The sequence below is a fragment of the Mycobacterium sp. D16Q16 genome (genome assembly GCF_002013745.1).
Lineage (GTDB): Bacteria > Actinomycetota > Actinomycetes > Mycobacteriales > Mycobacteriaceae > Mycobacterium.
This window is the reverse complement of sequence record NZ_MAEY01000025.1, coordinates 1-14,722: the sequence shown is the minus strand read 5'-3', so window position 1 is coordinate 14,722 and position 14,722 is coordinate 1. Positions and strand designations below refer to the sequence as shown.

The window sequence follows — 14,722 nt, the reverse complement described above, 5'->3', positions numbered from 1 at the left end:
CTCTGCCGTATCGGCCAGTGGTCCACCCGAAATAGTGGTCGTCGGACCGGTTGGAGAACTGGTGCCCTCCTAATCGGTGGCGTCACCATATCCCGATGCGTCTAAGAGGTCATTAAGAGCGGCGTCGAGGTCTGCCGCGCTGGTGGCTTCAAGATCGACCAACCATCCCTCGCCGTACGGGTCGGAATTGACCAGCTGCGGGTTGGAATCCAAATCGCCATTTGCGCCAACAACTTTCGCGGTGATCGGCGCGAACAGGTCAGATACCGACTTGGTGGACTCCACCTCGCCGAACGTGGCGCCGGCGGTCAGGTCCGAGCCCACGTCCGGCAGCTGGACGAACACCACATCGCCGAGCTGTGACTGTGCGTAGTCGGTGATCCCGATACGCACGGTGCGCTCACCCGTGCGCCGCACCCATTCGTGTTCCTCGGTGTAGTGCAGGTCGGCAGGAATTTCGGTCACGGTGAATCATCCTTGCTCTCGGTCAGTGGTCTGCGTAGTCGCTGGGCCCGGAGGGCTACTTGCCGGGCTGAGCGTATTGGCGCGGTTTCGGTTCCCGCAAGGTGGTGATGTCTACGCGTGTCGGCTGGTCGATGGTAACGCCACCGCCCACTCGCGACACGGTGTCGACGGCGCCACCGGGAATGTTCATCGCCGCCGCGAGTGTCGGCGGATCGCCTATCGCCAGAACCGAATACGGAGGCGCCAGGAGCGTGCCGTCGACGGTGAGCTGTCCTGGGGTCCCGGTTACCCACGAATCGGCCCCGATGCGCACCGATTGGTCGCCCGACTTGATCTCGATCGCCTCCGCACCGGCCGCCCGCAGCTCGTTGATGATGTCGAGGAGCGCTTCTGGTCCGAGGCCCTGCCCGGGATCGTTGATGGTGAGGACGACACCCGGTCCGGTGGCACCGACTGTCCCCACCATGATGGACAGCGCCGACAGCCGAGCCTTGGCGTCATTGATCACTGCCTGATTGCCGGTTCCACTGGCGCGCATGGTGATAAGGCTCTGCTGCAGGTCTGCGATCTCCTTGTTCAGGCTGGCGTCGCGCTGCTGCAGCGAGTCGAGCAGCACCAGCAGGTCAGCGGGCCGCGCGGTATCCAGGCCATCGCCGGATTCGGTTTGGCGAACCTGAGTGGTGATCGCCAGCCCCAGCAGTGCGCACAGCGCGACACCCAGCACTCCGAAGGTGACTTGAGTGCGGGTCGGCGGCCGGCGCGTCTTGGGCATCTCGTGCTTGCCGGGGTGCGGCTCGTGCTGGGAATCGGTCATCGGCTTACGCCCCAAACAACCTGCGCCGCAGGGCGGCAGCGTTGCCGAAGATGCGAATGCCGAGAACGACGATGATGGCGGTGGACAGCTGCGTGCCGACCCCGAGCTGGTCGCCCACGAACACGATCAGCGCCGCTACCAGCACGTTGAACACGAAGGAGACCACGAACACCTTCGAATCGAATATCTGGTCCAAATAGGCCCGTGCGCCGCCGAAAAGCGCATCGAGCGCCGCCACCACCGCGATCGGCAAGTACGGGGCGACGGCGTCGGGCACGTTCGGATGAAACACCAGCCCCAAAACCACGCCGATCACCAGCGCGACAATGCCGATCATCGTCTACTTCCTCTCCTCGTCACGGTCCGGGTCATGTCATCGGGCTCCTACTGGAGTTTCCTTGGCGTACTTCACGTCCCGATTAGCCGCCGGGGCCAGTTGGACGTCCTCCTGGGTGCCGAGGGTGAGCCGGATGCCATAGGACTTCTGGAGAAGCCGCATCCTGGCCATGCCCGGACTGCGCTCGAACGAGGATTTCATCGTGTTAGCGGGACCAACGGCGACGATGCGGTACGGCGAGCTGATGGGCTGATTGTCGACCAGGATCGCTCCCCCGGCCTGACGCATCGTCACGTTGGGGCCGATACGAACGTCCGAGACCGAAATCGCCTCTGCACCACTGGTCCACAGCGAGTTCACGACAAGCTGCATATCGCGGTCGAGAATAACTTGTTGGCTGCGCGGGATACGTTCCTTCGAGACGTCCGAAAGATCGCCGGTGCTGCCCGGGTCGGCCAACGTGACGATCAGCGCGGGTCCACGCACCGGGGTGCTTGCCGCCGCAAGACCCAACTGGTCCAACCGATTCAGCAGCTCCTTGCCCTGCTCGTTGCCTTCCAGCTGGCTGCGCCGAGCGCCGGCCACCTCCGCCGACAACTGATCGCGGGTTGACTCCAGTGCTCCGGAATCGCGCTGTTCACTGCGGATACTTGCCAGCAGTCCCTGCTTCTCCTGCATGACGCCGGGCGCTATGCGGGTGGTCTGCGCGACGGCCGCCGCGAAGACTGCGGCGGTGGCGATGGCAGCGACTGCCTGCCAACCCCATTCGGCCAGGCGTGAGCGCGGCGCAGCTCCGGCGCGGCGTGCGGCGGCCGCCTCGGTGTATCCGGCGTCGAGATGATCGGAGAGCAGTGTGCGCAAGAGCGAGGGCACCGGATTGCGCTTGGGCCGGTTTGCACTGTGATGGCCCAGACCTTCCTCGGGTTCGAAACCACCCATGAGATGTGGCCCATTGCCATGTATCGGGTCGTCGGTACTCATGTCAGGTGCTGACCTTTGGCAGCTGCCGGACCACCATCACTATCTGTGCGATGTAGAGCACGAACGTCCACAGGTACATGCCCAGCCCCCAGATCAGGAACGCCCAGCCGCAGGGGCCGATTATCCTGCCCCACAGCGAGTCCCATTCGCCGATGAGGATCAGCGGGAACGCCGACATCAATGCGAAGGTCGCGGCCTTGCCGATGTAGATGACCGGCAACGCCTCGATTCCACGGCGGCGCACGATGGGCAGTCCAAGGGTGAGAATCAGGTCGCGGGCCAGCAGGGTGAGGACGATCCACCACGGCACGATGTCCCGGATGGCGAACGCGATGGGGGTGGTCACCATGTACAGCCTGTCGGCGGCCGGGTCCAGGAGCGTGCCCAGGTGTGACGACTGATTCATCAGCCGGGCAATCTTGCCGTCGGCCCAGTCGGTGAAGCCGCTCAGCATCAAAATGGCGACGGCCCAGCCGTCGGCGTGCTTCACCAGCAGCAGGTACAGGAACAACGGGATGAACGCGAGCCGAATAACGCTCAGCACGTTGGGGACCGTCAGTATCCGGTCATCTCCGGGAGGCGGCTCATGGGGAGCTGAAGCTCTTCGCGCAAGCGGCTCATCGGTTCCCATCCGGCCAGCCTCTCATATTCGCGGAGCGATACCCCACGTAAACAGGCGGCTTGTCGTCAGCTGAAGACCCCCGGCAAGTTCAGAATCGAGAGGCTGTCGTTCTTACGCGGGTCGTCGTGGATCATGTACGTCCACGTCGAGGTCGGCCGGGCAAGCTTCGATAGATCCAATCCCTGTTCCTCGTCAACCAGATTCGCGGTTTCGAAGGTCTGCTGCGCGGCCTCCACGGCGTCGGCCGCCAGTGAGGCGAAGGCGTCTACGGCGAGCCGGTGGAACTCGTCGATCGGATTCTGCCGCCCGAGCGCACGCAGGTGGATGCTCTCTCGTACGTCCGAGAGGTAGGCCAGATGGTCCGCCCAACCACGGTCAAGGTGATAGAGCATGATCTGCCGCGAGATGCGCTCCAACCGCTCTTCGGAAAGTTCCTCCGCCAGCTCGTCATAGCGCTCAGCGGAACGCTCCTTGAGCTCTTTGCGGGCGGTATCGGTGCGCAACAGGGTGTCGCGACGGTCCGAGATGATGGCACGCTGCTGGGCGATCAGCTGGTTGTAACGCCAGGTGTTGGCATGCAGATCGAGCATCGCGCCCTCGGCGACCCGCTGGGCGTGGTCGAGCAGACCGCCGGCCTTGGTGCTGACGATCTGCCCGTCGTCATCGGTCTCGGTAGGGAGCTTGGCCGAATCAAGGTATGCCACAACAACCTCGTCCTCCCAGCTGGAGAAGAAGACCGACGAACCCGGGTCGCCCTGGCGCCCGGCGCGCCCGCGCAGCTGGTTGTCGAGCCGTTCGGTGCGGTGTCGTCCGGTGCCGACGACATGCAGCCCGCCAACTTCCACGACGGCGTCGTAGTCGGTCTCCTCGGAACCGCCCAGCCGGATATCGGTGCCGCGGCCGGCCATCTGAGTGGACACCGTGACAGTCTTGAGCGCCCCGGCCTCGGCGATGACGCGGGCCTCCTCGGCGTCGTTCTTGGCGTTCAGCACGACGGCAGGAACGCCCGAACGCACCAAGCGGTGGTGCAGCGCCTCAGATTCGGCGACATCGTGCGTGCCGACGAGCACCGGCTGGCCGGTGGCGTGGATCTCGGCGATATGCGCGACGATGGCGTCGTTCTTGCTCGCCTCGGTGATGTACACGCGGTCGGGCTGGTCCTCGCGAATGTTTGGGGTGTTGGGCGGGATCGGTGAGACGCCCAGCTTGTAGAACTGCCGAAGCTGTTCACCTGCCGCGAGCGCCGTACCGGTCATGCCGCATACGCGCGGGTACCTGTTGATGAGGGCCTGCACGGTGATGGTGTCGAGAACTTCACCGGTGTCGGTGGTTTCGATGCCTTCTTTGGCTTCGACCGCGGCCTGTAAGCCGTCGGGCCAGCGCTGCAGGGCCGCGATGCGGCCCCGTGAGGAGTTGATGAGGTGCACGGCGCCATCGCGCACGATGTAGTGCACGTCGCGCTCCAGGAGAACGTGGGCGTGCAGGGCAACGTTGACCTCGGTGAGGGTTGTCCCGACATTCTGCTCGGAGTAGAGGTCGATGTTCCCCAGACGCTTCTCCAGCCTCCGGGCGCCGGTATCGGTGAGGAAGATGTTGCGGCGATCGTTATCGGCCTCGTAGTCCTCTCCGGCGGTCAGCTCGCGTACCGCTTCGATGACCTCGGAGCTCGGGGCTTCGCGGTGGCTGGTGCCGGCCAGTACCAGCGGCACCAGGGCCTCATCGACCAGCACCGAGTCGGCCTCGTCGACGACCGCGACGTCGGGACTCGGTGACACCAGGTCGTCGACGTCGATCGCCAACTGGTCGCGCAGCACGTCGAAGCCGATTTCGTTAACTGACCCGTAGGTGACGTCAGAGGCGTAGGCCTTCCGGCGTTCGTCGGCGGTCGATTCCTCGGTGATCCATCCGACCGTCAGCCCGAGGCGCTCCAGGAACGGCCCCATCCATTCGGCGTCGCGCCGGGCCAGGTAGTCGTTGACCGAGATGACATGCACGCTGCGCCCGCCGAGCGCGTAGGCGGCGGCGGTGATCGCACCGGTGAGGGTCTTGCCCTCGCCTGTCGCCATTTCGATGACGTCGCCGTCGAGCATGCGCAATGCGCCCAGCAGCTGAACGTCGAACGGTCGTTCTTCGATAGTGCGTTCGGCGGCCTCACGGACGATCGCCAGGAACTGGCCGATGTCCTTGGATTCGATGCCCTCGGCCAGGTCGAGCTTCTTGGCCGCCTTGGTGAGCTGCTCGTCGGTGAGGTCCTTGGCCTTCTCGTCGTACTTCTTCGAGGCGTCCACGAGGTCCAGCGACTGGCTCTGGTTCTTGTCGGTGGCGGCACCGAGGAGCTTCCAGAACTTCCCGGTGAACCGTGAGGCGGTGTTCGACTTGCGCACATGCACACGGTACGTCAGGGAGCTAGGAGCGCCGTCGGTGCCGCGAACTCGACGATCACCGAATCGGCTACCGCCCGAAATATCGAGTTGGAGGTCGGGCCGGCCACAGATGGCACTGCCGTGGCCGCATCGTGGCGCCCCGGCGTGAACCTCGAGGTGCGCAGCACGTGTCTGGCGGAGTACTTAGGCCCGGCCAGGCCTAGTACTCCGCCAGATCCTCGTGAATCGGCGCTCGGGTGCCGAGCCGGCTACCGGGCTAGTTGCCTGCCAGCAGGCCCTTGGCGATATGGGTGATCTGAACTTCGTTGCTGCCGGCATAGATCATGAGCGACTTGGCGTCGCGCGCCAGCTGTTCGACCCGGTACTCCGTCATGTAGCCGTTGCCGCCGAAGAGCTGCACGGCGTCCATCGCGACGTCGGTGGCGGCCTCCGAGCAGTAGAGCTTGATGGCCGAGGCCTCCGCCAGCGAGGGCGTCTTGTTCTCCGACAAGCTCTCGATGGCGTGGAACAGCATGTTCCGCACGTTGAGCCGGGCCACTTCCATCTTCGCCAGCTTGAGCTGGATCAGCTGGAACTGCGCGATTTCCTTGCCCCACAGGGTGCGCGTCTTGGCGTAGTCCAGCGAGAGCCGCAGGCACTCCTCGATGACGCCGAGAGCGAGCGCTGCCACCCCGATGCGTTCCATCGAGAAGTTGGCCCGGGCGCTATCGCGCCCGTCGCCCTGGTCGTTGGTCTCCGATTCGCCCAGGAGCCGGTCCCTGCCGAGACGGACATTCTCGAAGAACAGTTGCCCGGTACGTGAGCTGTGGATGCCCATCTTGCGGAACGGCTTTGACTGTACAAAGCCTTCCATTCCCTTGTCGAGGACGAAGGTCAGCACCGTGCGGTCGCGCTTGTCGACCGACGGGTCCTTTTCGTCCAGCTTGGCGTAGACCACGATGACATCGGCATCGGGCCCGTTGGTGATGAAGGTCTTCTGCCCGTTGAGGATGTAGTCCTCGCCGTCGCGGGTGACATACGTCTTCATTCCGCCGAACGCATCAGAGCCCGAGTCGGGTTCGGTGATGGCCCACGCGCCCACCTTCTCGTAGGTGACCAGCTCCGGCAGCCACCGCTCCATCTGTGCGGCGGTGCCGCGGGAGGCGATCGTCGGCACGGTCAGACCCATGCTCACGCCCATGCCCGTCACCAAACCCATACAGACGCGGGAGATTTCACTGGTGAGTACGAATCCCATGCCGGCCGACCCGCCGGCGAGCCCCATGACTCCCCCACCATCGGACTTCTTGGAGTCCTCCGGCGGCTCTCCGGCCGCTAGCGCGGCCTCCCGGGTCTTCTTCTTCTCGATCTGCTTCTGTAGCGCCTCTTTGGCAAGAGCGTCGATACCAAAGGTGGCGAACATCTTCCGGATGATGGGGTACGGCTCCATCTCGCCGGACTCCAGCGCGTCGACGTGAGGTCTGACCTCCTTGTCGATGAACTGGCGCACGGCGTCACGCACCGCGAGGTCAATCGGTGACCAGTCGAGCATGTGTCCTGCTTTCTTCGGTGAAAGTGATCGACATCAGTGGGCCCGGCACATGGGCTCGTTAGCCGAGCTCCTTGGCCAGCAATTCCTTGAGTCGGGCCACGGAGTTTTCGAGCTCCTCCTGCACTGCCTTGTCGATGGCCGTGCCGATCGCTCCGGTGAGCATCTGCCCGGTGAAGGACGAGTCCACGTTCACTCTGGTGTTGTCCGCGTCGATTTCCTCGACGCTTGACTTGATGATGGCCTCGACGCCTGCCATGCCCGTGCCGCCCAGCTTGAAGGCACCCTTCTTGGCGGACAGCACCTCGTCGGCCGGGGTGAACTCCTGCACGGTCCATTCGACCGTGTTGGCCATGCCCATCAGGGTGACGATTTCGGAGAACTTGGTGCCGACCTTGATGTCCTCAATTGCGGGGACATCGCCCTTGAATCCGGTGTGGATGGTCATCCACTCGTCGTATTTGTTGAGGTCCGGCAACACGGACCAGAGCTTGTCGATGCTGTACGGGAGATCAATGCTGGAGTGCAGCTCGGACATGGGCGAAAGACTCCTTTGTCAGTGGTCTGGCACGGATGATGCCAACAGTTCCGAACGTAACATACATACCCTCGTGTATGTAAGATGCAATTACCGCAGATCTCGCACGGCGGACTGCCTAAATGCAGGGTGTACGACGGTCAAATACCGACAGGCCTGTGGGCACCTGAGCCCGATTCGGTGGCTACCGATCGGTAGCCCAGCGCACGTTACATACAACTGTGCTCGTATGTATTACAGTGGCGCTCATGACCACCCCCGAGGGCGCGGGCAACGATGCGGCGCCCCTCGCTGCCGGAATGTCCGAGAACGGGAGACAACAGCCCGTCGTCCCGGAATCTACCTCGGAACCACCCGCCGCGGCGGTGAATTCGCCGCCGAAGAGCGGGGCGATCGATATCGAGATCACACGCCCGCGGGTCAGACTGAATCCCCCGCCATTTCGGGTGGAGGCCGGGAGGTTTGGCGTCGTTGTCGCCCGGCTCGCTGGATCGGGAGCGCGCCTGCTGACCAAACCCCGGCGCGGAAGAACACTTGAAGTACGGGCCGCCCATGAGCTGCGCCGCACCTTCGCACTCATGGGCCCCACCTATGTGAAGCTCGGCCAGCTCATCGCCTCATCCCCCGGCGTGTTCCCGGAAACGTTGTCCAATGAGTTCCGCACGCTTCTCGACAGGGTTCCGCCCGCGTCCCCGGAGTTGATTCGCCAATCGCTGCGTGATCAGTTGGGTGCTGATCCCGCAACAATATTCGCGACATTCGACGACCATCCGTTTGCCTCTGCGTCAATCGCCCAGGTCCACCACGCGACGCTCAAATCGGGTGAGCGGGTGGTGGTGAAGATTCAGCGGCCGAAGATCCGCACCAGGTTGGCCGCCGACGTTCGGATCATCGGGCGTCTCGCCCGCTTGATCGTCAAGACCGATCTGGGACGTGCCAGCAATGCGCCCGAAATCGTTGAGGACTTTGAGCAGAACCTCAACGAGGAACTTGATTTCGCCGCCGAAGGGCACGCCATGGAGCAGTGGATTGCGAGCCTGGCGGACACCGAGTATGGCGATAAGGTGCGTGTTCCCAAGGTTTTCTGGGAGTACACCACCGAACGTGTGCTAACGATGGAGTACGTCGAAGGCATCAGGATCGACAACGTCGGCGAGCTTTCCGCGGCCGGATTCGACGGAGTCGGATTGGTCAAGGCCATCGTCTATTCACTGTTCGAGACCGGATTTCACAAGGGGCTCTTCCACGGTGATCTGCACGCGGGCAACTTGCTGGTGGACTCGAACGGGCGAATCGTGTTCCTGGACTTTGGGATCGTCGGGCGTATCGATGAACGTAGCCGCAAGATCTTCACCGAGATCATGGTCGACCTGTTTGTGAAGAATGATCATGCTGCGGTCAGTCGCGGTATCTACAAGCTCGGCGCCATCGGAGATCGGGGGAAGGCCGTCGACTCCACCACTGCCGCCAAGACGATCTCCGATTTCACTAATCCCCTACAGCAAGCCAAGCTTTCGGCGATCTCGTACGGCCAGCTCGGCAAGCAGCTGGCGGTGATGGCCAAGGAATACGACGTGCGGCTTCCGCGGGAGCTGGTGCTGATCTCCAAGCAACTTCTGTACGTGGAGCGCTACATGAAGCTGCTGGCGCCGGACTGGGCCCTGCTTTCGGATCCGTCGTTCATCGGGTACTTCGGGAACATGGTCATCCAGGCCGAGCAGTCACGCATGGAGGAAGCGGCAGCGCGAGAGTCGAAGTAGATCAGTCGGAAAGACTGAGCTTTCCGGGGTCTATTGTGCGCAACGCGGAGTCGAGCGGCGCACCGACTGTCGGCGACTCGACGATGTTCAGCAGCATCGCCTTGGCGCGTCCCCAACGTTGATCGCGAACTTCTTGCGGTGCCGTCATGCTGTTGACCAAGATTCCGCGAACAGCGTCCATCGCGGTGAGCGTGATGTTGCGAATGACACGCAACTCCTCGGCGGTCTGGCTTACTGACTGGCCGAGCGTTGAGAATTGTTGCATGACAATGAATTCAAACTGGTCCATCTGCGCGGACAATTCGGGATCGGTGCGTGCGGCGATCCACAGTTCCATGGTGGCGACGAACATCGACCCCTGATGCATCCTCCAGAGCGCATCCAGGCAGCGGCTGATGAAATCGGTGTCGCTCTCGCGGTCCAGCGCTATGAGCTCGGAGAGGATTTCCTGGCCCTGTTTGAACGCCAGGTGCCGCACCGATTCTCCGAGAAGTTCGGATTTCGACTGGAAATGGTGCACCAGTGCGCCGCGGGTGACGCCGGCGCGCTGTGCCACACGGGTGGTCGTGGTGCCCGCGTATCCGTAATTGACGAGGCAGTCCACGGTGGCGTCAAGGAGCCTGCTCCGCATGGCGGCGCTGCGTTCCTCCTGGGTCCTTCGCCCGGAGCGATGATTGCGGGCGGCAGACCGAGCGGGACTTCCAGCGGTGCGTGTCATTCTTCGGGCCCGCCCTTGCTGTCCTCGATTTCTTCCCGGGCCTGCTGGTACTCCGATATTAAGGCGCCGAAGTAAGTGAGGATTTCCGGGTCGCCCACCGGCTGCCATTCGGGCGCAAGCAGTTTGGTGTATCGCTCGACGTAGAGTAGTTGCTTGCCCACCAGGATGAATTCCTTGGGAAGGATGGCGTCATGCTCGCGACCCAGTGCGGTGAGCTGTCGTCCGATCGTGCCGTAGGAAATCTTCCCCAATGAGGTGCCCATGGGGCGGGTGACTTTTCGTAGCGATGCGGCGACCTTGGCGGGATCGGCGCCGGGGTCGATGGCGCCCAGTTTGATCAGTGTCCGCGCGGCCGCCTCGTCATCGGGCTCGATGATGAGGGCGCCGATCAGCTCACGCAACGTCTTGCGGGTCCGCTGATCGAGACGGCCGACAATTCCAAAGTCCAGGAATACGATTCGCCCTTGCGGGTCCACCATCAGGTTTCCGGCGTGCAGATCGCCATGGAAGGTGCCCGCGGCGAACGCCGAGTCGAAAAGGGTGAGCATGAGGGTCTTGACCACTTCGGGGCCGTCGAATCCGGCCGCGCGAATCTCATCCGCGTTGTCGATCCGGATGCCCTCGACATACTCCATGGTGAGCACCTTGTCGGTACACAGCTCCGAATAGAGTTGGGGCACTCGCACCTTCGGTGCGTACTTGGAGCCGGCAAGGCCAGCGGTCCAGTCACGCATGGCCCGTGCTTCCAGGGTGAAATCGAGTTCCTCGGCGAGGTTGGCCTCGAAATCTTGCATCACCTCGTAGATGTTCGACATCCGGCCCATCTCGGTGAGTTCCAGGCCCCGGGCGATTTGCTTGAGGATCTGCAGATCGGCGGCGAGTCGGGTACGGATCGCGGGGCGCTGGATCTTGACGACGACCGCGGTGCCGTCCTTGAGCGTCGCCTTGTGCACCTGAGCGATCGAGGCTGAAGCGAAAGGAACCTCATCGAATGAGGCGAATACATTCTCGGGTGGTGCGCCGAGCTCGGCGGTAAGCATGGAACGGATGGTCTGTGGATTCGCCGGCGGCACCTGATCGAGCAGCGACCGAAACTCCGCGGAGAGGTCTTCGGGAAACATCCCCGGAGATGACGCGATGAGCTGTCCGAACTTGACGTAGGCGGGGCCTAGTTCGGCAAAAGACCGGCGCATTTCCTTGGCGACGACTTGACGCAGGTCGCGCTCCGTGGGGCGTTGGCTCAGGATTCGTGATCCCGCCTTGAGGAGCTGTCCTGCCGTCGCGGCCAGCCGATCGAACTGAATCTCAGCGGAAACCGGGTCGAGCTTCCGGGGCCGCCGCGGCTGATCGGATGTATCGCTCACCGCGACTCCCTTCGTCCTCACCTCATCGTCGCTATCGGTGAGACATTACCGACAATCCGGTATGTATGTTAATCAAATGCGGTGAGTGTCGAGTGCGGACGAACGAGGAAGGGCCTAGCGGTTCAGGGCGCGTTCGACCTGGGCGATCCGGTCGTCGGCGAAGTCCAGCACGATCTTCGTGGGGTAGAGCGCAACCTTAAGTACGCGAATGAGCGGGTTGACGACGTCGATGAGGGTCTCAAGACTCGTCATCGTGTTAGCCAGGGTTGAGGTGGTCTTGGCGAGATCGTTCAAGGTGAGGTTAAGCGAGTCCAGGGAGTCGTCCAGTCGCTCCAGACTGGAGTCCAGGTGGTCGAGCATTGAACCCACTCGGTCGGTGAGGTCGTGCACCTCGACGGCCATCGATTCGATGTGGCCGACGGTGCCGTCGATGTTGAGCGCGACGTTGGCCAGCTTGCGGATCTTGCGGGCCGGTGCGGGCCGATTCCCGTTACTGGTATAGACCTCCGCCATTGGAGTCACCTTTCCGTTGCGCCCAGCCTAAGTGACGGTTCCACGGTCGCCCACCGGCTACCCCGTCGAGCGAGCATTTGATGCACTTTTGTGACCGGTCTCACATAGCACGCCACGTCTACTCAACGGGCAGATACCCGTGCTGACGCGTGCGAACCCGCTCGCCGTCCGAAGAATGAAGCTTCGCCGAGCCTCGTTCCGCTGCTGTAACCCTTGCCGTCCTGAGCAATGTTCGACGCGCTGGCGCCCGCCGCGTAGAGACCCGATATCGCCTCACCGGCCGCGGTGAGCACACGGCCATCCGCGTCCGTGCGAAGACCGCCGAGCGTGAACCCCGCATAAATCGCCTTGCCGAGGGTCAGGTCGAACGCACCCCAGGGGCCGGTTCCCTGCGCGGCAAGGTATTTCGGGTGTTTATGGAAGTCCGGGTCCTCTCCCCTGTCAGCATGCTCGTTGTACCGCTGCAACGTCTTCTCCAGGTTTCCCGCCGGGATGCCCAGCGCCTCTTCCATTTCCGCGATGGTCTCCCATCCGTCGATGAATGGCGTCAACGGCAGCGTCGGTCGGTCCATGTGTTCGGAATCGATGATCAGGTATGCCGCACTGTCGGGCTGGTCCATCACGAATCCAGAGGTCCGGGAGTGGTAGGAATCCTCGGCGACGAACCGTTCACCGTTCTTGTTGACGATAATTCCGGTGAGTAGACCCGATGGCGGGTAGACCGGCGCAGTCACGAAGATCTGGTTCATGTTGCGGGTATCGGCGCCCGCGGAGACCCCGAGCCTGATGCCCAGCCCGTCGTCGTAGGTGCTGCCGAGTACGAACGGTTTCTCGGCGAGCTTGGGGGTGTATTCGGCCACCATGGCGGGGTTCATCACGAATCCTCCCGCCGCGATGATCACCGACTTGGCCCGTATCGCACCGGTTTCGGCGAAATGCTTCCAGGTCGCGCCGACCACCGCGCCCGCCTCATCGAGGATGAGCGCCGTGGCCCCGGTCTCGTAGCGAATGGGCACACCGAGTTCGCCGGCACGCTGGGCAAGAAGGTCCACGACCATGCCCGCACCACCGGTGTCGCCGGGTTTGGGGACCTTGTGCCCGCGCGGCGCGGGGACCGCTTGGTCTCGGTAGGGCCACACCAGCTCGTTCCCCGTGAACATCAGCCCCTCGGTGTTGGGCTGGATGACAGCCTTCTCCGGGTAGAAGCTGCGTTCGAACTGAAAACCCAGTGCCTCAAGCCAATTGAAATGCTCGACGCTCCCGTCACAGTACAACCGGATCTTCTCCGGATCAGGATCCGGCGATACCGCCATGAGGTACTTGTACATCTCGTCGGCGCTATCGGCGTGTCCGGTGGCCTCTTGAACGGCCGTGCCGCCGCCCAGGTAGAAGTGCCCGCCGGCCATCGCGGTGGTTCCGCCCGCGGAGGCGGCACGTTCGAGTGCAAGCACCTGCGCACCGGCCTCGGCGGCCGAGACGGCGGCACATCCACCGCCCATGCCAAAGCCGATGACGAGCACTTCTACCTCGTCAGACCACTCGGTGATGTCCTGGACCGCTACGGTTTCCGGTATCGCTGCGCTCATGCCTGCTCACTCTTGATGTAGTCGTAGAACGCCCGGATCTCGGGCGGGACGAAGGCCAGTTCCATGTACGGCAAGGCGGCCGCGGGTGCCGAGAGGTAGGCAAAGCGCATACCGCCGGGCATCACGCCGTCCTGTACCACTTCCATGCCGCGTGCCGTCGCGTGAGCGAGTGCCGCGTCCAGGTCGGCTGGCTCCATGCATACGTGGTGCAGTCCCGCGGGATGCCGTTCCAGAAACTCGGTATAGATACTCGTCCCGCTGACCGGCCGGATCAGTTCGAGTTGCATGTCGTCGAGGTAGCTCAGCGCGATGGTCGCGGTGAAGTCGGCCGGCGCACCGCGATAGGTGCACGAGTCGGGGCCGAAGTGCACATCTGGAATTCGTGTCCATTTCTTGACCCCGAATACGGCACTGAGCATGCCTTCCGTGGCGTCGAGATCATCAGTAACCCAAGCAATTTGGGTGACGCGTCCAAATCCAGAAACATCCGGCGGCATTGCCGATGTGGTCATGGGCCGATAGTAGCGTCCGCTGTGGCGCCGACCACTTCAGCCCGCGGTATAGGCCTGCGTGGTGCGATCAGCCATGCCCCGGGCCTGCGCCGGGTCCATGCCGGAGGCGACGGCCGCCTCGTACCACCGTTCGCTGGATCCGGCCATGAACGCACGCCCCTCATCGCCCGCCGCCCACGCCGCTCCCTCATCGGGAGTTATCCGATCATCGGGCGACGCGATGTATCCGGCCAGGCCGAGAAGCCCGGAATCCCAACCGACTCCGACAGCTCCGGGACCGAACTGCAACCAGTGCTCATCATCGTCGTTGATATCGGAGATGTGTTCGAGAGTGAAGGTGGCCCGGTCGCCGGACTCGGGCGTGATTGTCACCTCGATCCAGCTGGTGACTCCCATGGCTTCCCAGGACGCACTGAACGAATGAGGTGCATCGCACGCTAGCACTGTTCCAGATGCGTTGCCCTCCAAGGAGTAATGACCCCCCAGACATAGGTCCCCGGTGATCGGCAGGAACCAGCGCGGGATGCGTTCGACATTGGTACAGGCATCCCATAGGTTCTCGGCATCGGTGTCGTAGGTCTGGCTGACGGTCACGACGCG

General features: G+C 63.2%; 15 protein-coding genes. 1 reads left to right on the top strand and 14 read right to left on the bottom strand.

The window, feature by feature from the left end:
* Positions 1–69 precede the first annotated feature (69 nt).
* The 8 genes from gcvH to B4394_RS21495 form a co-directional block, all read right to left on the bottom strand.
* Entirely contained in the window at positions 70–465 is a 396-nt protein-coding gene (gene gcvH, locus B4394_RS21530) for a glycine cleavage system protein GcvH (protein ID WP_078312850.1), read from the bottom strand.
* Positions 466–520: 55 nt separating this feature from the next.
* Positions 521–1,279: a DUF881 domain-containing protein gene (locus B4394_RS21525; RefSeq protein WP_078316239.1), complete on the bottom strand. Its 759-nt coding sequence runs from the start codon at positions 1,277–1,279 to the stop codon at positions 521–523.
* 4 nt (positions 1,280–1,283) lie between these two features.
* Positions 1,284–1,616 (bottom strand): small basic family protein, encoded by a 333-nt coding sequence (locus B4394_RS21520; protein ID WP_078292462.1) that lies wholly within the window; start codon positions 1,614–1,616, stop codon positions 1,284–1,286.
* Between the two features lie 36 nt (positions 1,617–1,652).
* Positions 1,653–2,597, bottom strand: a complete 945-nt coding sequence (locus tag B4394_RS21515; RefSeq protein WP_078312852.1) for a DUF881 domain-containing protein — start codon at positions 2,595–2,597, stop codon at positions 1,653–1,655.
* 1 nt (position 2,598) lies between these two features.
* A complete protein-coding gene (locus tag B4394_RS21510) occupies positions 2,599–3,228 on the bottom strand; it encodes a CDP-alcohol phosphatidyltransferase family protein (RefSeq protein WP_078312853.1) in 630 nt (209 codons plus the stop codon).
* A gap of 56 nt (positions 3,229–3,284) precedes the next feature.
* Complete coding sequence (gene secA2, locus B4394_RS21505) at positions 3,285–5,609, bottom strand: accessory Sec system translocase SecA2 (protein WP_176138359.1); 2,325 nt, start codon at positions 5,607–5,609, stop codon at positions 3,285–3,287.
* 250 nt (positions 5,610–5,859) lie between these two features.
* Positions 5,860–7,134 carry an acyl-CoA dehydrogenase family protein gene (locus tag B4394_RS21500; protein ID WP_078316238.1) on the bottom strand — a complete coding sequence of 425 codons (1,275 nt, stop codon included), beginning with the start codon at positions 7,132–7,134 and terminating at the stop codon, positions 5,860–5,862.
* A 58-nt stretch (positions 7,135–7,192) separates the two neighbouring features.
* Positions 7,193–7,669 carry a type II toxin-antitoxin system Rv0910 family toxin gene (locus B4394_RS21495; protein ID WP_030097979.1) on the bottom strand — a complete coding sequence of 159 codons (477 nt, stop codon included), beginning with the start codon at positions 7,667–7,669 and terminating at the stop codon, positions 7,193–7,195.
* A 248-nt stretch (positions 7,670–7,917) separates the two neighbouring features.
* Between B4394_RS21495 and B4394_RS21490 the strand changes: the two genes are divergently transcribed.
* The gene (locus B4394_RS21490) at positions 7,918–9,429 is read left to right on the top strand and encodes an ABC1 kinase family protein (RefSeq protein ID WP_078312856.1); all 1,512 of its coding nucleotides are present in this window, start codon (positions 7,918–7,920) and stop codon (positions 9,427–9,429) included.
* A gap of 1 nt (position 9,430) precedes the next feature.
* On the opposite strand, the gene B4394_RS21485 is transcribed toward B4394_RS21490, so the two are convergent.
* The 6 genes from B4394_RS21485 to B4394_RS21460 all read right to left on the bottom strand — a co-directional run.
* Entirely contained in the window at positions 9,431–10,060 is a 630-nt protein-coding gene (locus tag B4394_RS21485; RefSeq protein ID WP_078312857.1) for a TetR/AcrR family transcriptional regulator, read from the bottom strand.
* Positions 10,061–10,143: 83 nt separating this feature from the next.
* Complete coding sequence (locus B4394_RS21480) at positions 10,144–11,511, bottom strand: ABC1 kinase family protein (RefSeq protein WP_078316237.1); 1,368 nt, start codon at positions 11,509–11,511, stop codon at positions 10,144–10,146.
* 114 nt (positions 11,512–11,625) lie between these two features.
* Positions 11,626–12,024, bottom strand: a complete 399-nt coding sequence (locus tag B4394_RS21475) for a hypothetical protein (protein WP_078312859.1) — start codon at positions 12,022–12,024, stop codon at positions 11,626–11,628.
* A gap of 122 nt (positions 12,025–12,146) precedes the next feature.
* A complete protein-coding gene (locus tag B4394_RS21470) occupies positions 12,147–13,610 on the bottom strand; it encodes an FAD-binding protein (protein ID WP_078316236.1) in 1,464 nt (487 codons plus the stop codon).
* Positions 13,607–14,122: a VOC family protein gene (locus B4394_RS21465; protein ID WP_078312861.1), complete on the bottom strand. Its 516-nt coding sequence runs from the start codon at positions 14,120–14,122 to the stop codon at positions 13,607–13,609. The genes B4394_RS21470 and B4394_RS21465 overlap by 4 nt, the downstream gene beginning before the upstream one ends.
* 36 nt (positions 14,123–14,158) lie before the next feature.
* A partial coding sequence (locus B4394_RS21460; RefSeq protein ID WP_139360362.1) for an SRPBCC family protein occupies positions 14,159–14,722 on the bottom strand: 564 nt, incomplete at its 5' end.